15 protein-coding genes are annotated in these 22815 nt (G+C 59.0%); 5 read left to right on the top strand and 10 right to left on the bottom strand.

Annotated features, from left to right (window positions below; genetic code table 11):
• Nucleotides 1-17: 17 nt before the first annotated feature.
• Nucleotides 18-827 (bottom strand): G5 and 3D domain-containing protein, encoded by an 810-nt coding sequence (locus C8273_RS02420; RefSeq protein WP_106626228.1) that lies wholly within the window; start codon nucleotides 825-827, stop codon nucleotides 18-20.
• Between the two features lie 330 nt (nucleotides 828-1157).
• Here C8273_RS02420 and C8273_RS12965 point away from each other — a divergent pair, with 330 nt between their 5' ends.
• The gene (locus C8273_RS12965; RefSeq protein ID WP_106626817.1) at nucleotides 1158-1271 is read left to right on the top strand and encodes a secretion protein HlyD; all 114 of its coding nucleotides are present in this window, start codon (nucleotides 1158-1160) and stop codon (nucleotides 1269-1271) included.
• A 70-nt stretch (nucleotides 1272-1341) separates the two neighbouring features.
• Here C8273_RS12965 and C8273_RS02410 read toward each other — a convergent pair whose 3' ends face one another.
• The 3 genes from C8273_RS02410 to rsmI form a co-directional block, all read right to left on the bottom strand.
• The gene (locus C8273_RS02410) at nucleotides 1342-2127 is read right to left on the bottom strand and encodes a TatD family hydrolase (RefSeq protein WP_106626227.1); all 786 of its coding nucleotides are present in this window, start codon (nucleotides 2125-2127) and stop codon (nucleotides 1342-1344) included.
• Nucleotides 2124-3668 (bottom strand): methionine--tRNA ligase, encoded by a 1545-nt coding sequence (metG, locus tag C8273_RS02405; RefSeq protein WP_106626226.1) that lies wholly within the window; start codon nucleotides 3666-3668, stop codon nucleotides 2124-2126. The genes C8273_RS02410 and metG overlap by 4 nt, the downstream gene beginning before the upstream one ends.
• A 354-nt stretch (nucleotides 3669-4022) precedes the next feature.
• Nucleotides 4023-4874, bottom strand: a complete 852-nt coding sequence (gene rsmI, locus C8273_RS02395) for a 16S rRNA (cytidine(1402)-2'-O)-methyltransferase (RefSeq protein WP_106626224.1) — start codon at nucleotides 4872-4874, stop codon at nucleotides 4023-4025.
• Nucleotides 4875-5053: 179 nt separating this feature from the next.
• Between rsmI and C8273_RS02390 the strand changes: the two genes are divergently transcribed.
• The 4 genes from C8273_RS02390 (at nucleotide 5054) to sstT (ending at nucleotide 9458) form a co-directional block, all read left to right on the top strand.
• Nucleotides 5054-5743, top strand: coding sequence for a response regulator transcription factor (locus tag C8273_RS02390; RefSeq protein WP_106626223.1), 690 nt, complete (start codon nucleotides 5054-5056; stop codon nucleotides 5741-5743).
• Nucleotides 5727-7157, top strand: coding sequence for a sensor histidine kinase (locus C8273_RS02385; protein WP_106626222.1), 1431 nt, complete (start codon nucleotides 5727-5729; stop codon nucleotides 7155-7157). Before C8273_RS02390 ends, C8273_RS02385 begins: the two co-directional genes overlap by 17 nt.
• A gap of 85 nt (nucleotides 7158-7242) precedes the next feature.
• Nucleotides 7243-8097: a dTDP-4-dehydrorhamnose reductase gene (rfbD, locus tag C8273_RS02380; protein WP_106626221.1), complete on the top strand. Its 855-nt coding sequence runs from the start codon at nucleotides 7243-7245 to the stop codon at nucleotides 8095-8097.
• Between the two features lie 113 nt (nucleotides 8098-8210).
• Nucleotides 8211-9458 (top strand): serine/threonine transporter SstT, encoded by a 1248-nt coding sequence (gene sstT / locus C8273_RS02375; protein WP_106626220.1) that lies wholly within the window; start codon nucleotides 8211-8213, stop codon nucleotides 9456-9458.
• Between the two features lie 73 nt (nucleotides 9459-9531).
• On the opposite strand, the gene C8273_RS02370 is transcribed toward sstT, so the two are convergent.
• From C8273_RS02370 to C8273_RS12955, 6 genes are all read right to left on the bottom strand, one after another.
• Nucleotides 9532-11259, bottom strand: coding sequence for a methyl-accepting chemotaxis protein (locus C8273_RS02370; protein WP_106626219.1), 1728 nt, complete (start codon nucleotides 11257-11259; stop codon nucleotides 9532-9534).
• Nucleotides 11260-11545: 286 nt separating this feature from the next.
• Nucleotides 11546-12100, bottom strand: a complete 555-nt coding sequence (locus C8273_RS02365; protein ID WP_106626218.1) for a biotin transporter BioY — start codon at nucleotides 12098-12100, stop codon at nucleotides 11546-11548.
• 408 nt (nucleotides 12101-12508) lie between these two features.
• Complete coding sequence (rpoC, locus tag C8273_RS02360; RefSeq protein WP_199821006.1) at nucleotides 12509-16510, bottom strand: DNA-directed RNA polymerase subunit beta'; 4002 nt, start codon at nucleotides 16508-16510, stop codon at nucleotides 12509-12511.
• 209 nt (nucleotides 16511-16719) lie between these two features.
• Nucleotides 16720-20457 (bottom strand): DNA-directed RNA polymerase subunit beta, encoded by a 3738-nt coding sequence (gene rpoB / locus C8273_RS02345; RefSeq protein ID WP_106626216.1) that lies wholly within the window; start codon nucleotides 20455-20457, stop codon nucleotides 16720-16722.
• Nucleotides 20458-20717: 260 nt separating this feature from the next.
• Entirely contained in the window at nucleotides 20718-21728 is a 1011-nt protein-coding gene (locus C8273_RS12960; protein WP_234343801.1) for an SEC-C metal-binding domain-containing protein, read from the bottom strand.
• 336 nt (nucleotides 21729-22064) lie between these two features.
• The gene (locus C8273_RS12955; protein ID WP_234343799.1) at nucleotides 22065-22760 is read right to left on the bottom strand and encodes an iron chelate uptake ABC transporter family permease subunit; all 696 of its coding nucleotides are present in this window, start codon (nucleotides 22758-22760) and stop codon (nucleotides 22065-22067) included.
• Nucleotides 22761-22815 lie beyond the last annotated feature (55 nt).

The following is a 22815-nucleotide window of genomic DNA, read 5'->3' as shown; positions in this document are numbered from 1 at the left end:
CCACTGTCTGCAAATCATCAGTCGATGACATAGACCTCGACGGAGCGGCGTCCAAACTGGATTGCCTCATCATAGCTCTCCATGCAGAGATCAATCGTATTTCCGACAATCGCACCACCCGTATCGGCGGCGATTGCCTCGCCATATCCCGGGATGTAGAGGCGCGAGCCGAGCGGAATGACGTTCGGATCGACCGCAACCACACCACGGCGCGCGACCATGCCGGTCGCCGTGACGCCGCTGCCGCCCCCGTCACCCGGGAGATACGCCGATGCGTGCATCGTGTATGCCGCACGGTAGCGCGGGATGCCGCGGCTGACGCGGTCTGCCTCACGCTCGCGTGCACGACGCTGCTCGGCAGCCTGCTCGTTCTCCGTCAGTATAATCGCGAGATCTGCCGTGACCGGCGTATCTGCCTCCGGCGTCACGTCGACCTCATGTGGGTTATAGCCGTACTCCGCCATGACATCAGCAACGGTACGTCCACTGGTCAAGACCTGCTGTGTATCGTCCCAGAATGTGATGTGCACGGGCACGGCACGGCGTACGGAAATCTCTGTATGACGCTGATCCGCGCTGTGGAACACCTCGTAGGTATCCTTCGCGCCGAGCGTTATGCCGAGCTTCTCAAAAATATCAGTGGGTCTCGTCTGCACCGTCATGTCGGTGATGGTCTCGCCGTCCACATGCACGCTCACGCGCTGCATATTCTTCGGAAGACCGTTCATCGTAAAGCCGCTTGAAAGTATCATCATACCCGCAAGCGTAGCACAGAACATTGTGTTTTTCTTTGTCCGAATCAACTTTCCAAGGTTCTGCCACTGCATAGAACCCCCCCTTTACGGATAGCATTTTCCCACTTCAAGCTGAATTTTTCATGAAAAATGGGATTCGATATAAAATTGAGAGAGGTTTTCTCCTTTTCCTCGCCACTTGTAAGGAAAATCGTCCCATGCAAAAGCCCTGCATGCGGAGAACGTCTCCACACACAGGGCGATGGTTTACGAAAAAACAAGAAAGGTGTATGAATTTTGTTTCAAAAGGATGGGTATATTGGGACGGCACGTTGCTGCGGTGGGGGAGGCTTGGAGTTCCGGCAGCTTAGGGAATCGCTGATAAAATGAAGTCCGTCAGATTGGCGTAGATTTTTTCGTCCGATTGAGGCAGCAAACCGGACGCATAGCCAAAGCTATGTGGAGGATTTGCTAACGAAAAGCGGGCAAAAAAGATGCGCTAAGATGGCGCGGCTGAATTTATCAGTGCTTCCTTAGCTTCCCCCGCCAAAGCGGGGGAAGTGGCACGCCGCAGGCGTGACGGTAGGGGTGCCTCTGCCGAGAGCCGTCACGCCTCTGCGAGCTTCGGATACAGCCGCCGCGCGTTCTCCGTCGTATACTGTGCGACCTCCTCGACGGACTCGCCGCGCAGCTCCGCGATCTTCGCCGCGACGTGCACGACGTAGGCGGGCTCGTTGCGCTTGCCGCGCTTCGGTACGGGCGCGAGGTAGGGGCTGTCCGTCTCGATGAGGAGCCTCTCCTGCGGCGCTTCGCGCACAATGTCCGGCAGCTTTGCCGCATTCTTGAACGTCAGAGGGCCGTCGATGCCGATGTAGTAGCCCATCTTCCACAGCTCGCGCGCCGTCTCAAGGCTGCCCGAGTAGCAGTGGAGCACGCCCGTGAGATCACGCCCCTCCGCCTTTAGGATCGCGAGCGTATCCCCGTGCGCCTCGCGGTCGTGGATGCAGACGGGCAGTCCCGCCGTACGTGCAATCTCAAGCTGCGTGACAAAGAGCTCGCGCTGCACGGCACGCACCTGCGGATCCTTCTCCCAGTAGTAGTCCAGCCCGATCTCACCGATGGCAACGACCTTCGGGTGCTGCGCCCATGCAAGGAGCTGTACACGCTCCGCGTCCGTCAGCACGCACGCACTCTCGGGGTGGATGCCGACGGCGGCGTAGAGTGCGGGATACTGCTCTGCGTCGGCGACGACCTGTGCAGACGCCGCCATCGTGTCACCCATACTGATGATCTGCGCGACCCCCGCCGCCTCGGCGCGTGCAATCATCTCCGCGCGATCCTCGTCATAGCGCTCGTCATAGAGATGGGCGTGCGTATCAATGAATGTCATCATTTTTCGATCTCAATGCGTGGGAAAAGCTGCTCCGCCGTGCCGACCGTATGTCCGTCCTCCGTGCCGCCCCACGCGGTATCCGCAAGCTGCACCGTTGCAAAGTCCGAGGTGCAGCCCAGCTGCTCATGAATGCGGCGCGCGGTCGCGGGCAGGAACGGTGCGATCAGGATACTGGTCATGCGCAGCGACTCGACGAGATGATAGAGCACGGAATCAAGTTCCGCCGCCCGCGCCTCGTCCTTGGCGAGCGTCCACGGCGCGGTCTCGTCGATGTATTTGTTCGTGCGCGAGATCAGCGCCCACGCCGTCTTGATCGCCGCAGACAGCTCCATCTGCTCCATCTGTTCCGTGTAGTCACGCACGGTCGCCGCTGCCATCTCCTCCAGTGCCGCATCGAAATCCGTGCGCCCCGCGCTCTTTCGGATCACACCCTGACGATATTTCTTCGCCATCGAGAGTGTTCTGTGCAGCAGATTGCCGAGATCGTTCGCCAGATCGGAGTTGATGCGCCCGATGAGCGCGTCGCGCGAGATGTTTCCATCCTGCCCGAGCGTGATCTCGCGCAGCAGGAAGTAGCGCACGGCGTCCGCGCCGAACTCCTCGATGAGCGCGATCGGATCGACCACGTTGCCGACGGACTTCGACATCTTTGCCCCATCCACGATCAGCCAGCCGTGCCCGTACACCTTTTTCGGCAGATCAAGCGCGAGTGCCATCAGCATACAGCCCCATATAATCGTGTGGAAGCGCACGATCTCCTTGCCGACGAGATGTACGTCCGCCGGCCAGTAGTGATTGAATTTCGCCTTGTCATCCATGTAGCCGATCGGCGTGAGGTAGTTCGTGAGCGCGTCGAACCAGACGTAGACGACGTGCTTCGGGTCAAACGGCACGGGGATGCCCCAGTCGAACGAGGTGCGCGAAACGCACAGATCCTCAAGCCCCTGCTCGATGAACGCGATCATCTCGTTGCGGCGCGAGACGGGCTGGATAAAGTCCGGATGCTCGTTGATGTACGCAAGCAGACGATCCGCGTACTTGCTCATGCAGAAGAAGTACGCCTCCTCCGCGACCTCCTGTACGGGGCGGTGGCAGTCGGGGCAGCAGCCGTTCTCGTCCAGCTGCAGCTTCGTCCAGTAGCTCTCGCACGGCGTGCAGTAGAGTCCCTTGTACGCTCCCTTGTAGATGTCGCCCTGATCGTAGATCTGTTGAAAGATGTGCTGCACGAGCCTGTAATGACGCTCCTCCGACGTGCGGATAAAGTCGTCGTAGGAGATGCCGAGCAGCCGCCACAGCTCCTGAAAACCCGCGACGATGCGGTCGACGTACTGGATGGGCGTCACGCCCTCCTTTTCCGCCGCCTGCTGAATCTTCTGCCCGTGCTCATCCGAGCCGGTCAGAAAGAACACATCGTAGCCCGCGAGCCGCTTGAACCGTGCGATCGTATCCGCGACCGTCGTGCAGTAGGCGTGCCCGATGTGCAGCTTCGCGCTCGGGTAGTAGATCGGTGTCGTGATGTAAAAGGGGTGCTTTTCACTCATAAATCATGCCTCGTTTCGATCATTTTTCCTTATATAGTAGCACAGAGACGCCGTACTTTCAATCTGTGGAATCGCTGATAAAACAGACCCTCAGATTAGCGTAGATTTTTTCGTCCGAACAAGGCGGAAAACCGGACGCAGAGTGGTGCACTGCACCGGATTTTCCGCCGAAGTGCGGGCAAAAAAGATGCGCCAAGGTGGCGGTGCTGAATTTATCAATGCTTCCTTTATTTCTCAGTGTTTTTCCCATGTCACCTCGCCAATGTGCCAGAACGAAATGACGGAATGAATGGAGCGGTCGATCTTGCAGATAAAAAGCACAGTCCACCTCCTCCGGTCATATCTTCCTGCGCATCACTCCGCATCCTCCGCCAGCAGCGCCTGATACACATCCCGTCGCGCGATGCCAAGCTCCTGCGCGGTGCGCCGCATGGCTTCCTTCTTGTCCAAACCTTTGGCGATATGCGTCTCGTAGCGCTCCATGAGGGTCATCTCCGCTGCCGTATCCGCCGCAGCGGTGCTTTCGTCCGCACCCGCGACGATGAGGACGAACTCGCCGCGCGGTTCGTGCTCATCATAGTATGCAAGAAGTTCGCCGAGGGTCGTGCGGCGATACTCCTCGAACTTCTTTGTCAGCTCACGCGCGGCGCATGCCTGCCGCTTCTCGCCAAGCCCCGCGACGAGTGCGGCAAGGGTCTCACGCAGGCGATGCGGTGCCTCGTAGAAGATGAGCGTCTCGGGGTAGGCGGCGAGACGTGCAAGCTCCTCGCGCCGCTTCTTCTCCTTGCGCGGGAGGAAGCCGACAAAGGTGAACCCCTCAAGCGGCAGCCCCGCGCAGATGAGCGCGGAGAGTGCGGCGTTCGCGCCCGGCAGCGGCGTGACCGGGATGCCCTCCGCAATGGCACGCCGCGCGAGGTCGCCGCCGGGGTCGGCGATGCCCGGCAGTCCCGCATCGCTGACGCAGACGACCATTGCCCCCGCGCGGAGCCGCTCGATCAGCTCCGCGCCCTTTTCCTCCTTGTTGTGCTCGTGGTAGCTCGTCATGGGCGTATGGATGCCGTAGTGCGCGAGGAGACCGCGCGTGTGCCGCGTATCCTCGGCGGCGATGAGATCTGCCGCACGCAATGTCTCGACCGCGCGATAGGTGATGTCGCCAAGATTGCCGATGGGCGTCGCGCAGAGATAGAGCCGTCCTGTCTGTTCCACTGTCGCACCTCCGATCTGTTTTTCCCATTGTGGCGCACAGACGGCACATTGTCAAGCGCGCCTTATAAAAGCCGTGCGCGACTAAAAGTTCGATTATATTTCTCATCTTGACCTTTTCATTTCTCTCCCATTCGTATATAGTAAGAACATAACATTAGAAGTCAAGCGAGGGGGATATTATGGACGAGAAAAAGACACGGGTGCTTGTGGTTGAGGATGAGGTGCGCATTGCGCGGTTCCTGCAGATGGAACTCGAACACGAAGGCTTCGAGGCGGAGACGGAGGGCAACGGCACACGCGCTTATGAGCGCATCATTCAGGAGAATTTCGACATCATTCTGCTCGATGTCATGCTGCCCGGCATGGACGGCATTGAGATTTGCCGCCGCGTGCGCACGGTTTCAAACGTGCCCATCATCATGCTGACGGCACGCGACGCCGTGGAGGATCGCGTCGAGGGGCTCGACATCGGCGCAGACGACTACATCACGAAGCCGTTCGCCGTACCCGAGCTGCTCGCACGCCTCCGCAACGCGCTGCGCCGCCGCGACATCTCCACGGAGGACGCGTCCGACCGCCTCACGGTGAAGAACCTCATCATGTTCCTCTCGCGCTACGAGGTGCAGGTGGACGGTGAGACCGTCGCCCTCACGAAGCGTGAGTACGATCTCCTCGAGTACCTCCTGCGCAACAAGCGCACCGTGCTGACGCGCGACCAGATCCTGCAGGAGGTATGGGGGTTCGACTACACAGGCGAGACCAACGTGGTAGACGTCTACATCCGTTACCTGCGCGCCAAGCTAGATGACCGCTTCCACAAGAAGTACATCTACACCGTGCGGGGCGTCGGGTATGTTGTCCGCGACTAAAACGCGTTTTGGCCGCTGGATCGACCGTCACTTTTATGTTCGTATTTCCACAAAGATCACGATAATGTACGCGGCAATCCTCTTTTTCGTGCTCATCTTGTCGACGGCGATTCTGGGGATTGGCGCGTACACCTATTTCTATCGGCAGGCGGAGGTCGATCTCGACCGCAGCATCCGCCATGTGATGAGCAACATCGAAAACGGCTATGTCACAGAGGCAAAGTTCTGGGTTGAGGGACCCGTCATCCCCGGTGTCATCATACGCATCACGGACGGCGCAGGGCGTGTGGTGCTCGATACGGACGCCCATTTCCCGTCCATCGAAACGATTGAGAAGGGGCGGATCGCAACGCCGATCTGGGCAAATCCAGAGATGGAGGTCTCCGAGTTTCAGGGCGGCACGGTCTATCATGCGCGGCGCAGCGTCGAGTATGGCGGCATCCCCTATCAGATTCATTTTTTTCGCACGATCACGACGGAAAAGGACTTTTTTAACTCGCTGCAGCGGCTTCTCTTCTATACGGTTGCCGTCTGCTTCGTACTCGCGCTGCTGGCGGGACATTTCATCAGCCGGCGCATCCTCACGCCGATCCGCGAGATCACATGGACGGCACGCAGCATCGAGGTCGAACAGATGGGGCGGCGTCTCGATGTCCCCCGCGCACGCGATGAACTCTCCGAGCTGGCGCGCACGTTCAACCGCATGCTCGACCGCCTGCAGGAGGGCTTTACGCAGCAGCAGCGCTTCGTTTCCGACGCCTCGCATGAGCTGCGCACACCGCTCACCGTCATTCTCGGATACTCCGACATGCTCTCGCGCTGGGGGCGCGAGGATAAGAGCATCCTCGACGAGGGCATCACTGCCATCCGCTCCGAGGCTGAGAATATGCAGCAGCTCATCGAAAAGCTGCTCTTCCTCGCGCGCGCCGACCAGAGGCGGCAGGCGGTCAACAAGGAGGAGGTCGATTTTGCACAGCTCCTTGCAGATACGATGGAAAAGATGGAGATCGTCACGACCTCGCACGAGGTAACACTCGGTCGCAACGATCCCGCCGTTGTGAGCGCCGATCCCGTGCTCCTGCGTCAACTCCTGCGCATCTTCCTCGAAAACAGCCTCAAATACACGCCTCCAGGCGGTCACATCCACGCCTATTCCGTTCTGACTGCAGGCGGGACGATGATCGCCGTGACGCTCGCGGATGACGGCATTGGCATTGCCCCCGAGCATCAGACACGCATCTTCGACCGCTTTTACCGCGTGGACTCCTCACGCGCGAAGGAGACGGGCGGCTCCGGCCTTGGACTTTCCATCGCGCGCTGGATTGCCGAGCAGCATGGCATCAAGATCACACTCAAAAGTGCCGTCGATGAGGGGACGACGATCACGCTCAGCATTCCGACCATAAGGGAATAAGTACATAAAAGGCGCCATCTGTGCAGTACACAGACAGCGCCTTTTATGGTACAATGGTAAAAAAGAAAAAGAAAGGCGGATTGCTATGAAAATCCTCATCACGGGAGCCACAGGACAGCTGGGTCATGACTGCGTGGAGGAGTGCAGAGCACGCGGGCACGAGGTGCACGGCGTCTCCTCCAAACTCTTTCCTCTCTCCGACGAGAACGTCATGCGTGCCGTCCTTGAGGCAGTGGAGCCGGATGCCATCCTCCATGCGGCGGCATACACCGCCGTGGACAAGGCGGAGGATGAACCGTCGCTCTGCCGCAAGGTCAATGCGGCGGGCACTGAGATCCTCGCACGGCTCGCACGCGAACGGGACACAAAGCTCCTCTACATCAGCACGGACTACGTCTTCCCCGGTACGGGCGATACACCGTACGAGACGAATGCGCTGACCGCTCCGCACAACGTCTACGGCGCATCGAAGCTTGCGGGCGAGGAGGCGGTGCAGCAGCATCTTGAGAACTACTTCATCGTGCGTATCTCGTGGGTGTTCGGCGCACATGGCAAAAACTTTGTGAAGACCCTGCTCGACCTCGCGAAGACGCACAAGAGTCTCTCCATCGTCGCCGACCAGATCGGCTCGCCCACCTACACGCGCGACCTTGCCCCGCTGCTCGCGGATATGCTCGAATCGGAGAAATACGGCATCTACCACGCGACGAACGAGGGCTTCTGCTCGTGGGCAAAATTCGCCGCCGAGATCTTCCGTCAGGCAGGAAAGGACGTGAACGTCACCTCCGTCCCCTCGCACATGTACCCGACCAAGGCAGCGCGCCCAAAGAACCCCCGCCTCAGCAAGAAGTCCCTCGACGATGCGGGCTTCCATCGTCTCCCGCCGTGGCAGGATGCAGTGGGGAGATTTCTTGAAGAGTTGAAGACGATAGCGGAATAGCACCTGCAAGGAAAAACAGACGTAAACAAGTATACCCGAGCAAAAGAGTGACAAATATGCCCCATTCTGCTATAATGGGGCATATTTTTTATCCAACAAAAGGAGGAATCCACTTGCTCAGCAACATCAGCCGCAAGTACCGCGAAACGGCACTCATCAAGCTCATCGCGGTCGGACTCATCATCGGTATCCTCATCGCGCTCTACGCGCCCGCGCTCATCCCAGTCGTCGCCGTACTTGGCGATGTCTTCGTCCGCGCCCTGAAGGGGGTCGCGCCGATCCTCGTCTTCGTTCTCGTCATGAACGCAATGGCGCAGCGCACCGTCGGCTCCGGCGCGGCACTGAAGCCCATCGTACGCCTCTACATCATCGCGACCTTCCTCGCGTCGGTCGTCGCCGTCGGCTTCTCCTTTGCCTTCCCCTCGACGCTTCACCTCGTTGTGGCGGAGGCGACCATTGCACCGCCGAGCGGTATCGTCGAGGTCGTGCACAACCTCATCATGAACGTCGTTGACAACCCGCTCCACGCCATTGCAAACGCCAACTACATCGGCATTCTCGCATGGAGCGTCCTCGCGGGAATTGCCCTCCAAAAGGCAAGCCCGACCACGAAAAACACCGTGCGCGACTTTGCCGTCGTCATGACGCAGATCGTTCTCTGGGTCATCCGCTTCGCCCCGTTCGGCATCATGGGACTCGTGGCAGATGCCGTTGGTACGAGCGGCGTGGATGCCCTCATCAGCTATCTGCAGCTGCTTGCCGTCCTGCTCGGCGCATTCTTCTCCGTCGCACTCATCATGAACCCCATCATCGTCTGGGCGCACATTCACCGCAATCCGTTCCCGCTCGTCTTTACAACGCTGCGTGAAAGCGGCATCTACGCCTTCTTTACGCGCAGCTCTGCGGCGAATATTCCCGTCAACCTCCAACTCTGCAAGCGCCTCGGACTCAACCCCGAGGTCTACTCCATCTCCATCCCGCTCGGCGCAACCATCAACATGAGCGGTGCGGCAATCACGATTGCGATTCTCTCGCTCGCCGCCGCACATACGCTGAACATCCATGTCGATCTGCCGACCGCGCTCCTGCTCTGCCTCATCGCCACCATCGGCGCGTGCGGAGCCTCGGGCGTTGCGGGGGGCTCCCTCCTCCTCATCCCCGTCGCCTGCTCCTCGTTCGGCATCAGCAATGACATCGCCATGCAGGTCGTCGGCGTCGGCTTCATCATCGGCGTGCTGCAGGACTCCTGCGAAACTGCCCTGAACAGCTCCACCGACGTACTCTTCACGGCAACGGCGGAGTTCGCCGACCGTGCAAAGAAAGGCACGCTTACGGCGGAGGATATGACACCGAAGAGCTGAGATCCCCAGTGAAAAGGGCAGCTGCACGAAGAAAATCTTCGTGCAGCTGCCCCTTTTTGATTGTCCGAATCCCTCAGGTCTTGAACTTTGCCGCCGCCGCATTGAGCTCATGCGCCATATCCGAAAGTCCCTGCGCACTCGCCGCGATCTCCTGCATGCCTGCCGCCTGCTGCTCGGTCGCCGCCGAGACATTCTCAGATTCTGCCGCCACCTTCGATGCTGCAGCATGGATCTGTCCCGTCGCATCGTCAATCTTGACCGCGCGCTGACTCAGATCCTCCATGGTCTTCTCGATGCTGCCTGAGTTCTCCTGGATGCGCTGTATCATCGAACGGATCTCCGAGAACTCCTCACCCGTCGCCGTGACGTTCTCGCGTCCCTTCTCCGCCTCCTCGCGACCTGTCTCCATCGCAGCGACGGCGTGCTCCGTCTCCTCCTGAATCGTATGGATGAGGTCACCAATCTGCTTCGATGCGTGCTGCGATTCCTCGGCGAGCTTTCGCACCTCCTCGGCGACGACGGCAAAGCCGTGCCCGTGCTCACCCGCACGTGCCGCCTCGATTGCCGCGTTGAGCGCGAGCAGATTTGTCTGTCCCGAGATGCCGGAGATGACCTCGACGATATTGCCAATCTCCTTCGAGCGTTCACCGAGCTTTGCCACGACATCTGAGGACGTGATGGCCGTATCCGCGATTGTATTCATCTGCTCGACCGTCGCCATAACGAGCTTGTTCCCTTCCTCGGCTTTCTGCGAGGTCTGCTCGATATCGGCGGCGACGTTCTCGATCGTTGCTGCCACCTCCGTCAATCCGCGCGTAAAGGCATGCACCTGATTCTTTGCCTCCGCGACAGAGTCCATCTGTACGTGTGCCGCCTCCGCAACCTCCGTAATGGACTGCGCAACATTCTGCGTCGCCTGTGCAGACTGCTCGGACGTGCTTGTCAGTGTCTCCGAGGACTCGGAGACGGATACCGCCGTCTTCTGGATTGTCTTCGTCATTGCGCGGATATTTTCGAGCATCTTGTTGCACTCGGATGCCATCTGGGCGAACTCATCGCCCGAATCCGTCGGCAGATGAACGCTGAGATCGCCCTGCGCGACCTTGCGGAGCGAGATGAGTACCATATCGACCGCCGTAGATATCGTGCGAAGCAGGAAGAACCCACAAACTGCTGCCGCAAGAATCACGAAGGCGGCAACAGCAATCGTCGTGATGACTACACTGTTATAGGTCGCGTCGCTCTCCGCCTTGACCTGCTGCACCATCCTAATGCAGTTCTCCTCGTCCTTGGCGATTGCATCCGAGAACTTAAGATAAGTAGGGCTGACCTTTTCCGTCATGAGAGCGACAGCCTCGGCGTTCTTCCCTGCCAAGAAGAGAGACTCGGCTTCCTTGCTCGCAGCCAGATAGTCCTTCCATCCTTTGAGTTCCTGCTCATAGGTCTCACGATCCGCGCGGCGCTCTTCCTCAGAGTCGTACTCTGTCTCGTTCAACATCTTGTCATACTCAGCAAACAGATCATTGACCTTCGTACGTGTCTTCTGCATGCGATCATATGCCGACGCCTTGATTTGCGGATCCTCCGCCAGTGCCCAGCCCGTTGCCAGTCTGCGCGACTCCACAGAAGTGGTCTCGATGCGTGCGGTGATAGAGAGTGCATTCGTCCAGTCCATGAGCTCCGTCGTAGCGTTGTTCAGCTGCTTGCCCGTATGGTTTGCATAGACTGCAAATCCAGCAAAGAGCGCAATCAAAATAGAAAAGCTCAGGATGATCTTTTTCGATACAGTGAGTCCGTTCATATTTCCCCATCCTTTCGAGGATTCGATGTAATTCTTTCGTGGCGTTCAAAAATCCCTCCTCCGTTTCGCTCTGCGGTACGTCGTCCCACATCGCGCCAAATTTTGTCCCTCTCCCATCCATCATCCCTCGGGGAGTTATCAGTATCCATTATAACACTGAAGTCCCCCCCCACAAGACATTTTATTGTTATATCTCAATACATCCTATACAGCATTGTTTTCAAAAAAATACCGCCGCACGAGGCCGAAAACCTCGTACGGCAGTACTGCCTGTTTTCTTATAGATTTACAAATAGCGCAAGCGTCGATTCAATGTCACACCGAGCGCTGCCGCCGCGGCCGCCTTGATGAGGTCGCCCGGGATGTACTGGACGAGTGCCATAAATGCGGCAACGATCCCCGCGAATTTGTCCCCAAACAGAACTGTCAGCCAGAGCGTAGCGATGAGGTAGGTGACGGGCACGCTCACGAGCGTACCGACGAGCGCATAGCGTGCAAAGGACGGCTCACGCCCCTTCAGCATACTCATGAGCGTGTACGCAAGCAGGAAGCCGATGAAGAAGCCGCCGCGCGGTCCGAGAATGATACCGAGTCCGCCGACACCGCCCGCGAATACGGGCAGCCCGATGGCACCGATCACTGTGTACCCCACGAGGACAGCCGCCGTCTGACGCGGTGTGAGCACAAGCGCCGTAAGGCACATGACAAAGGTCTGCATCGTGAGTGGTGCCATAAACGGCACGGGGATTGCAATGTACGCGCTCACGCAGATCAGCGCGATACAAAGCGCCATGCGTGTCGTATTGCGGACGGAAAAGAATGAATCATCACGTGTTTTCATTAGAATCGCTCCTTTTTACGCTGTGTATTTTACAGTGTAAGCAGAGATTCGTCAACTTGTTTTATAAAAACGGTTAACCAACTTTGCTCATGACAAAAAAGACTCCCCATGTTATACTATGCGCGTTGCCATCCCCGATACGGGCACGGAGAGGGGGTTGACTACAATGGACGTACTCATGTCGTTGCTCGTCTCTATCGCGGCAAGTGTAATCGCACATTACATTTGCAAATGGTTGGATGGAGGCAATGTGTAGGCAACCAACCTAGGGAGCTAAGCCCACCCTGCAAAAAACAGGCATAGAAAAACCGGCAGTCGCACCTGCCGGTTTTTCGTGTTGACGCAGAAACGCATCATGTCGTTGTTTCTAGACGAATTATAACACTTCCGCCATCAAATTGCAACAGCTCAGTTCGTCAGATGCTCCAGCCGCGAGAGATCGACTTCCTCGTGTACCTCTTCGACGATCTCCTCCTCCTCGGCCTCCTCCGTGACCTGCGGCGCAAAGTCGACGATTTCGAGGTTGCGGTAGCGGGTCATGCCCGTACCTGCGGGGATGAGCTTGCCGATGATGACGTTCTCCTTGAGTCCGACGAGCGGATCGATCTTTCCCTTGATCGCGGCGTCTGTGAGGACGCGCGTGGTCTCCTGGAAGGATGCCGCCGAGAGGAAGGAGTCCGTCGCGAGCGACGCCTTCGTGATGCCGAGCAGGATGGGCTTCGCCACAGCCGGCTCACCGTCCTCCTCGATTGCCTTGGTATTCGCCGCTTCGAATGCGTTGATCTCGATGTACTCACCGGGCAGGAACTCCGTCGTGCCGGACTCTTCGATCTTGACCTTGTGCAGCATCTGCCGCACCATGACCTCGATGTGCTTGTCGTTGATCTCAACGCCCTGCGACTTGTAGACCTTCTGCACCTCGTAGACGAGGTAGCGCTGGGTCGCCTGCAGGCCGCAGACGCGCAGGATATCGTGCGGGTTGATGGACCCCTCGGTGATCTTGTCGCCGATCTTCAGCTCCATGCCGTCGCGCACAGCCATGCGTGCGCCGAACGGTACGGAGTACTCGCGCGGCACGCCGCCCTCGGGCGTGATCGTGACCGTACGCATGCCCTTGCCCGTGTCGTCGATGTGGGCGACGCCCTCGTTCTCCGCGATGATCGCGTTGTGCTTGGGCTTGCGTGCCTCGAAAAGCTCCTCGACGCGCGGCAGACCCTGCGTGATATCGTCACCCGCGACACCGCCCGAGTGGAACGTACGCATCGTGAGCTGCGTGCCCGGCTCGCCGATGGACTGCGCGGCGATGATGCCGACCGCCTCACCGATCTCGACCTCCGCCTGGTTGGCAAGGTCGCGTCCGTAGCACTTCATGCAGACGCCAAACTGGGATTTGCAGGTCAGGACGCTGCGGATAGCGACGCGCTTGCGCACGCCCTCAATCCGCTTCGCAAGCTCTTCGTCTACGGGGTCGTTGATATGGGCGATTGTCTCGCCCGTCGCCTCGTCCACAATGTCCTCGGCGAGCACGCGTCCGACGATGCGGTCAGCAAGGGACTCGATGACCCCCGTGCCCTCCGTGATCGCCTCGACCTCGATGCCGCGCACATTGTTGTTGCGGATGTGGAGTTCATGCAGCTCCGAGTTGATGATGGCATCCACCATCTTATCCGTGAGCAGATCCCCCTCGGCTGCGAGCACTGTACCGTCATCCAGCACAGCATCGCGCACGACTTCCTTGCCGCTGAGTTCACGGATGATCGCTGCGCGCACCTTCTTGCGCTTCTTCACATCCGGCTCACCGAGCGTGATGCTCTCCGTGACCATCGCATTGCTGACCGCGCCCTCCACGCTCACGGAGGAGCCGCGCACCATGATCTCACGGATATCGCGCTCGCCAATCCCCTCCAAGACCTCATCGTCAAGGACGGTATCCTGCGGATAGAGGACTTCCTTCGTTTCGGGATCGTAGATCGCCGCCGCAAGGAGGCGCCCCAACAGGCTCTCCACGAGCAGCTCAAGTGCGTCAAATGCAGACTCCGCGAGCCGTGCACGCACCTGCAGAAGGTTGATCGCAGACACATCGCAGTCCTCCTCGCGGACGATGACATCCTGTGCCACGTCGACGAGACGGCGCGTCAGATAGCCCGAGTCCGCCGTACGCAGAGCCGTATCGGCAAGTCCCTTGCGCGCCCCGTGCGAGGAGATGAAGTAATCGGAAACCGTGAGTCCCTCACGGAAATTTGCCGTGATCGGCAGGTCGATGATCTTGCCGGACGGGTCAGCCATGAGTCCGCGCATCCCCGCGAGCTGGCGCATCTGCTGCTTGTTGCCGCGTGCGCCCGAGTCCGCCATCATGAAGATGGGGTTGAACGGATCCATATTGTCCATCATCGCGTCCGCGACATCGTCCGTCGCCTTTGTCCAGAGCTGGACGACCTTCCTGTAGCGTTCGTCCTCCGTGATCAGACCACGCGAGAACTGGCGCTCAACCTTGTTGACAACGCTCTGCGTCTCCGCAATGATATCCTTCTTCTTCGGCGGCACGATGACATCGGAGACGGCGACCGTCATGCCCGCAATGCAGGCGTAGTGGTAGCCGAGATTTTTCACATTGTCGATGACCTCGGCGGTCTTGGTCGCGCCGAAGTGGTCATAGCAGTTTGCAACGAGCCTCCCCAGCTCCTTCTTGTTCATGAGAACGCCGAGGCTCCACTCGCCCGTCTCGGCATTCTGCCGGTAGTGCCGCAGCGGCTCCGGCAGAATCTCGCTGAAGATAAGGCGTCCAAGAGAGCTGCGGACGAGTCCATAGCCCGCGATCTGCACGCGAATCTCCGCCTGCAGGTCAAGCACCTTCTCCTGATAGGCGAGCAGAGCCTCTGCAATGCCCGTAAAGACCTTGCCCTCGCCCTTCGCACCGGGGCGCACCTTCGTGAGGTAGTACGAGCCGAGCACCATGTCCTGTGATGGTACGATGATGGGCTTGCCGTCTTTCGGTGCGAGGATGTGGTTCGCCGCGAGCATGAGCACGCGCGCCTCGGTCTGCGCCTCCGCCGACAGCGGCAGATGAATCGCCATCTGGTCACCGTCAAAGTCCGCGTTGTACGCCGTGCACGCGAGAGGATGCAGCTTCAGCGCACGCCCCTCGGTGAGAACCGGCTCGAATGCCTGAATCCCGAGGCGATGCAGCGTCGGTGCACGGTTGAGCAGAACGGGATGCTCCTTGATGACATCCTCTAGCACGTCCCAGACCTCGGGACGCGCACGCTCGACCATACGTTTTGCCGACTTGATGTTGTGCGCCGCACCGTCCGTCTGCAGTTTCTTCATGACGAACGGCTTAAAGAGTTCGAGCGCCATTTCCTTCGGCAGACCGCACTGATGCAGCTTCAGCTCGGGGCCTACGACAATAACGGAGCGCCCCGAGTAGTCGACGCGCTTGCCGAGGAGGTTCTGACGGAACCGCCCCTGCTTGCCCTTGAGCATATCCGAGAGGGATTTCAGCGCACGGTTGCCGGGTCCCGTGACGGGGCGGCCGCGGCGGCCGTTGTCGATCAGCGCGTCCACCGCCTCCTGCAGCATCCGCTTCTCGTTGCGCACGATGATGTCGGGCGCACCGAGGTCGAGCAGACGGCGCAGGCGGTTGTTGCGGTTGATGACGCGGCGGTAGAGATCGTTGAGGTCGGAGGTCGCAAAGCGCCCGCCGTCGAGCTGCACCATCGGGCGCAGATCGGGCGGGATGACCGGCACAACGTCCATAATCATCCACGAGGGGCGATTGCCGGACTTGCGGAACGCCTCCACCACCTCAAGGCGGCGGATCGCACGCACCTTCTTCTGTCCGGAGGTCGTCTTCACATCGTTTCGGAGCTGCTCGCTCATCTTCTCAAGATCGAGTTCTTCCAGCAGCTCCTTGATCGCCTCCGCGCCCATGCCGACGCGGAACGTATTGCCGTACTTCTCAAGCGCATCGTGGTACTCGCGCTCGGAGAGCAGTTCCTTTTTCTTGAGATCGGTTTCACCCGCATCAATGACGATGTAGTAGGCGAAATAGAGGACTTTTTCCAAAGAGCGCGGGGACACATCGAGGATGAGTCCCATGCGGCTCGGGATGCCCTTGAAATACCAGATATGCGAGACGGGCGCAGCGAGTTCGATATGCCCCATGCGCTCACGGCGCACCTTCGCACGCGTCACCTCGACGCCGCAGCGGTCGCAGACGACCCCCTTGTAGCGGATGCGCTTGTACTTTCCGCAGTGGCACTCCCAATCGCGTGTCGGTCCGAAGATGCGCTCGCAGAAGAGACCGTCGCGCTCGGGTTTGAGCGTGCGATAGTTGATCGTCTCCGGCTTCTTTACCTCGCCGTGCGACCACTCACGAATTTTGTCGGGGGAAGCGAGTCCGATCCGCATTGAGTCAAAATTGTTTACATCCAGCAACAGATGCCACTCCCTTCAAGGAATCGCTGATAAAATGAAGTCTTTCAGATTGGCGATAGATTTTTCGTCCTGCCAAGGAAACAAACCGGACGCATAGTCACTGTTCTATGTGGAGGATTTGTTGACACAGGCAGGGCGAAAAAGATGCGCCAAGATGATGGGCTGAATTTATCAGTGCTTCCTTATAGATCATCCTCACTCGGCAGATCGATGTCATCCAGTCTGTCATGTATGAGCGAATCCATATCATCCACGGGATCATCCTCGCTGCCAATGTGCGCGATGATATCGTCGTCCGAGACCTCCTCCTCATCCTCCTCGTCATAGGAGTCTGCGGGCGGAGGCGGTGCAGCGGCGTTCTCATCGACCCCCGCAACATCGAGGTCGAGGCTGCGTGCCTTCTCCCCGATGTCCTCGTCCTCCTCGTCGCGGATCGCGATTTCCTTCGCGTCCTCGTTGAGCACCTTGATATCAAGGCCGATCGCCTGCAGCTCCTTGATGAGCACCTTAAAGGACTCGGGAACGCCGGGCTCTGGGATGTTGTCGCCCTTGACGATGGACTCATACGCCTTGACGCGGCCGACCACATCGTCGGACTTCACCGTCAGGATCTCCTGCAGGGTGTATGCCGCACCGTACGCCTCAAGCGCCCAGACCTCCATCTCGCCGAAACGCTGTCCGCCGAACTGTGCCTTGCCGCCCAGAGGCTGCTGCGTGACGAGCGAGTACGGTCCCGTGGAACGCGCGTGAATCTTATCATCAACAAGATGATGCAGCTTCAGCATATAGACGCAGCCGACCGTGACGCGGTTCTCAAACGGCTCGCCCGTGCGGCCGTCGTAGAGCACCGTCTTGCCGTCGTCGGGCAGTCCCGCCGCGCGAATCGTGCCGAATACATCGTCGTCGCTTGCGCCGTCAAAGACGGGCGTTGCGATGTGGATGCCCGCCACGTCGGGCACAGGCATCCCGTTTTGATCAAAATCATAGCCCGCCGTGCGAAGGTCACCCTCCACCGTCGGATCCCCCGCCTTGATGCGCTGCCCGAGCACGCGGCACGCCATGCCAAGATGCGTTTCGAGCACCTGACCGATGTTCATACGCGACGGCACGCCGAGCGGGTTCAGCACGATGTCCACGGGTGTGCCGTCCGGCAGGAACGGCATGTCCTCCTGACGCATGATGCGCGAGACAACGCCCTTGTTGCCGTGGCGGCCGGACATCTTGTCACCGACGGAGATCTTGCGCTTCTGCGCGATGTAGACGCGCACGAGACGGTTGACCCCCGGCGGGAGTTCGTCGTTGTTCTCACGGGTAAAGATCTTCACATCGATGATCTTGCCCGCCTCACCGTGCGGGACGCGCAGGGAGGTGTCGCGCACCTCGCGCGCCTTCTCGCCGAAGATCGCACGCAGGAGACGCTCCTCTGCCGTCAGCTCCGTCTCGCCCTTCGGCGTGACCTTGCCGACGAGGATGTCACCGGGGCGCACATCGGCGCCGATGGATACAATGCCCTCCTCATCGAGATCCTTGAGCGCGTCCTCTGCAACGTTCGGAATGTCGCGCGTGATCTCCTCGGGGCCGAGTTTCGTATCGCGCGCGTCGCACTCGTACTCCTCAATGTGGATCGAGGTGTAGAGGTCGCGCTTGACGAGGTTCTCACTGAGGAGGATCGCGTCCTCGTAGTTGTACCCCTCCCACGGCATATAGGCAACGATGATGTTGTAGCCGAGTGCCAGCTCACCGTTATCGGTCGAGGGTCCATCGGCGATGGGCTGCCCCTCCGCCACGCGGTCACCCACATAGACGAGCGGCTTCTGGTTGATGCACGTCGCCTGGTTCGAGCGGACAAATTTCTGCAATTTATAGTTGTCGAACGCGCCCTCATCCGTACGGACGGTGATCGTATTCGCCGTGACCTCACTCACGACGCCGCTGTGCTTTGCGAGCACCATGACGCCCGAGTCGCACGCAGCCTTGTACTCCATGCCCGTACCGACGAGCGGTGCCTGCGTCTTGAGCAGGGGAACCGCCTGGCGCTGCATGTTCGCGCCCATGAGCGCACGGTTCGCATCGTCGTTCTCAAGGAACGGGATCATCGCCGTCGCAATCGAAAAGACCTGACGCGGTGACACGTCCATATAGTCCACGCGGTCACGCGGGTGCAGCCCCGTCTCCTCGTGGCAGCGCGCCGTAACGCGCTCGTTGACGAAGAACTCATTTTCATCGAGCGGCTCGTTCGCCTGCGCGATGATGAGCTCGTCCTCCTCGTCCGCCGTCAGATAGCGCACCTCGTCCGTCACGCAGCGGTTCTCCTTGTCCACGCGGCGGTACGGAGTCTCCATAAAGCCGAACTGGTTTACACGCGCATAGTTCGCGAGCGAACCGATCAGGCCGATGTTCGGACCTTCCGGCGACTCGACGGGGCACATACGCCCATAGTGCGAGTTGTGCACGTCGCGCACCTCGAAGCCCGCGCGCTCACGCGAGAGGCCGCCGGGGCCGAGTGCCGAGAGGCGGCGCTTGTGCGTCAGCTCCGAGAGGGGGTTGTGCTGGTCCATAAACTGCGAGAGCTGCGAGGAGCCAAAGAACTCCTTCACCGCCGCCACAACGGGGCGAATGTTAATCAGCCCCTGCGGCGTAATGCTCTCCGTCTCCTGGATCGACATGCGTTCACGCACAACGCGCTCCATGCGCGACAGACCGATGCGGAACTGATTCTGCAGCAGCTCCCCGACCGCACGGACGCGCCGGTTGCCGAGGTGGTCGATGTCATCCGTATTTCCGAATTTATCCATCAGCCCCAAGAGGTAGCTGATCGCCGCCATGATATCCTCGCGCGTGATCGTGCGATACTGGTAATCACGCGTCGGCGCGCAGAGCATCCGATGGATCTCGCCATCCGCTTTCTGCACATCAAAGGCGACGATCTCGCCCTCGCCAAAGAGCGCCATTTCGCGCTCTGCACTCACGGCGTCGACCATCTCCGGCGTAATCGGCTCGCCCTTTGGGAAGACGATCTCGCCCGTCTCCTTGTCAATGACCGGATTTGCCAGCACCTTACCGAGGAGGCGGCGGCGCCACCCGAGCTTCTTTGTCAGCTTGTAGCGCCCAACCGTCGCGAGATCGTAGCGGCGCGGGTCAAAGAACAGCACCTCAAGCAGCTGCCGTGCATTGTCCTCGTTCGCCGGCTCGCCCGGACGCAGACGGCGGTAGATCTCGATGACCGCCTTGCCGCGCGTCTTGACCTCATCCGTATCGCGCTCAAGCGTCGCGAGGATACGCGGGTCGTCGCCGAAGAGCGCACGGATCTCCGCATCGCTCTCATAGCCGAGCGCACGAATCAGATACGTCACGGGCATCTTGCGCGTGCGGTCGATGCGCACGGACACCACATCGTTCGCATCCGTTTCAAGCTCGATCCACGCGCCGCGGTTCGGAATCATCGTCGCGTTGAACAGCTCCTTGCCCGTCGTATCGATCTCGACACCGTAGTAGGTGCCGGGCGAGCGGACGAGCTGGCTGACGATGACGCGCTCCGCGCCGTTGATGATGAACGTGCCCGTATCCGTCATGAGCGGGAAATCGCCCATGAAGACCTCCTGTTCCTTGATCTCGCCCGTCTCGCGGTTCACAAGGCGCACATTCACGCGCAGGGGCGCGGCATAGGTCACGTCACGTTCCTTGCACTCGTCGAGATCGTACTTCGGCTCGCCGAGCGCAAATGATTCAAACGAAAGGATCAGATTCCCCGAGAAATCCTGAATAGGCGAGATATCGCGGAAGATCTCCGCGAGTCCCACCTCCAAAAACCACTGGTAGCTTGTGCGCTGGATGTCGAGGAGATGCGGCATCTCCATAACTTCCTTGATACGCGCGTAGCTGTACCGGGTGCGACGGCCGACCGACACAGGATTGAACATGAACGCTGTCACCCTTTCGCTGGATTATCACAATGGCATTTGCGCACCTTATTGAAAAGACACAAAAAGAACAAGGCAACCATCCGAATACCTTGCTCCATGATCCTTTCTAACACGAGCCGCGAAGGCTGACCCTCCCCGAAAAAAGGCGCACAAAACCCCATTCTTATTCAATAGGTCATTGTATCATACTACATCGTCAGCATCCGTGTCAAGGGCATATTTTCGTTTTGTGAAATTTTCTTGCACCAATGTACACATTATTTGCCGCAACAGTTTTTATACTTCTTTCCGCTGCCGCAGGGACAGGGCTCGTTGCGCCCGACCTTCTCCTTCTTTTTCAACACGTCAAGCTCCGCCGCAACCGCATCAAGTTCCGCCAGAAACGCTTTGCGTATATTTTCATGCGGAAGATCCACCGTGAGGAACTCTTGCCGCAAATCCTCCACGGTCATATCGCCGCTGGCAAGCATCGCACGCATCTGCGGACCGATGGATACCGTCTGCGGCTGCTCGTAGTAATCCGCCGGCTGCATCGCGGCAAGTTCATGCGGCGTATATCCGCGATTTGCAAAGAGACGGGTATTGTTCACACAGTCCATATAGAGCTCCGCAAAGTGCTCGACATCTTTCTCGTTCATCACATGGATGCCCAGATCATCCATGAAGCTGACCAGACTGTTCGTATCGACATCAATCCGAAGCATATCAAAAATATCATAAAGGACGTGCCTGCGCTCAGCCGCCGACCAGTCGGACGGCATACGTGCCCTTAGGAAATCAGAGAACGCTGTTTGCTGCGGCGTCTGGTCAATGTCAAACAGACGATCATAGGCGAGCAGTGCCTCTTTGCTCTCCGGCATGTACAGGGGCTTGTCCACCTGATTCCTCAGCGTTGCATGATAGCGGTCATCCTCCGAGTCAAACAGCAGCAGATGGATGATCTCACGGTCGAGCGGATCGCTCACAGGCGCATCAATATAGAGCTCATCGAGCCCCAAAATCCAGTACTCCTCGCACTCGTGGCGGGCAATCTCCGCAAAGGCAAGAAACTCCTCATCCGTCAGAGGCGTGCGCGGACTGAAATGCCGAATGACCGCAAGTGCCTCACGCAGCGTGATAATGCCGTAGAGATTCGCCATCGCATTAAAATACTTCCGCAGCAAACGCGACTTGTTGTCCGTAAGAGGAATCTCACGATACAGCGCATTCAAATGCCGACGATCATATATCTCGGGAAAGAGCATCTTCGGCTCATCATCGTGTGCCATGAGGTATCCTCCTCCTTTCTCGACAATAAATATTGTGCTATACTGTTCATGCTACTCGCCCCAACACTCAAGTAGCAGAGGGGGTGATGTCATGTCAGTTCGTACCTTTGCGCAGGCCGTCATAGCAAGTATAATAGCCTATTATATTTGCCAGTGGCTAGACAGCTGCCTTCGTTGAGTAGCTAGCCCAAGGTGAGCACGCCCCATAAATGTGCGAGAAGCCCCCGTAAGAATCGCCTTTCTTACGGGGGCTTCGTCGTTTGTGACGCCTGTATCAGTTCGTCCTTGCCTAGGCATAGTATAGCACAGCACATTTCAAATTTCAAGACGCGAACTTCACGCAATATCCCCGCCGACGCAGACCGTGCGCGTGCCGATCTGACCGATATGCACGGGCAGTCCGTAGAGCGCGGTCATGCCCTCCTCGTCGATGACATCCGCCGCAGCGCCGTGCTTCCAGAGGGTCTTATCTTTTAAGACAAGTGTCTCCGCCGCGAGGTAAAGCGCGTGATCGGGGAAGTGCGTCGTCATCAGGATAGCGATGCCCTGCGCGTGGAGGCGCAGGACGAGACCCAAGAAGCGGTGTGCGTTGCCAAAGTCAAGGTGCGCCGTCGGCTCGTCGAGGATGAGGAACGCAGGGCTTTGCGTAAGCGCCGCCGCAAGCAGGACGAGCTGACGCTCGCCGCCCGAGATGTTCGTATAGGGCTGCTCCGCGAGATGAGTGATGCCGACCCAGCCGATGATGCCGGAGATGCTGACGACGAGCGCAGTGACGAGCGTCGCGGCGAGAATGATGACGGCGCGGTCACGCCGAACGGCAACGTCCATCGACGGTGCCTCCTGCTCGCCCATGCCGAGGATGTTGATGCGCCAACGATAGAGGAACAGCAGCGTGAGTGCCGCAAGATACGCGGGCAGGATGAGCAGCAGCCCATCGAACTTGACACTTGCAAGCGAGCCCATGAGCCAGTAGACGATCTGCGGCAGCTTCTCCTGCGGATCGGCGGTAAATTGCACGAGGGGCTGTTGCACGCAGTTAGAAAACTTCGCGCAACAGCCCCAGCCCCCGCGGTCACCTGTGCAGCAC

The sequence above is a fragment of the Candidatus Centipeda massiliensis genome (assembly GCF_900290285.1).
Lineage (GTDB): Bacteria > Bacillota > Negativicutes > Selenomonadales > Selenomonadaceae > Centipeda > Centipeda massiliensis.
This window is presented reverse-complemented; position numbering and strand designations above follow the sequence as displayed.

Coding starts and splice junctions, on each gene's coding strand:
- C8273_RS02420 (WP_106626228.1), bottom strand. CDS start 827: ATGCAGTGGCAGAACCTTGGAAAGTTGATTCGGACAAAGAAAAACACA.
- C8273_RS02410 (WP_106626227.1), bottom strand. CDS start 2,127: ATGATGACATTCATTGATACGCACGCCCATCTCTATGACGAGCGCTAT.
- metG (WP_106626226.1), bottom strand. CDS start 3,668: ATGAGTGAAAAGCACCCCTTTTACATCACGACACCGATCTACTACCCG.
- C8273_RS02390 (WP_106626223.1), top strand. CDS start 5,054: ATGGACGAGAAAAAGACACGGGTGCTTGTGGTTGAGGATGAGGTGCGC.
- C8273_RS02385 (WP_106626222.1), top strand. CDS start 5,727: ATGTTGTCCGCGACTAAAACGCGTTTTGGCCGCTGGATCGACCGTCAC.
- rfbD (WP_106626221.1), top strand. CDS start 7,243: ATGAAAATCCTCATCACGGGAGCCACAGGACAGCTGGGTCATGACTGC.
- C8273_RS02370 (WP_106626219.1), bottom strand. CDS start 11,259: ATGAACGGACTCACTGTATCGAAAAAGATCATCCTGAGCTTTTCTATT.
- C8273_RS02365 (WP_106626218.1), bottom strand. CDS start 12,100: ATGAAAACACGTGATGATTCATTCTTTTCCGTCCGCAATACGACACGC.
- rpoC (WP_199821006.1), bottom strand. CDS start 16,510: ATGCGGATCGGACTCGCTTCCCCCGACAAAATTCGTGAGTGGTCGCAC.
- rpoB (WP_106626216.1), bottom strand. CDS start 20,457: ATGTTCAATCCTGTGTCGGTCGGCCGTCGCACCCGGTACAGCTACGCG.
- C8273_RS12960 (WP_234343801.1), bottom strand. CDS start 21,728: ATGGCACACGATGATGAGCCGAAGATGCTCTTTCCCGAGATATATGAT.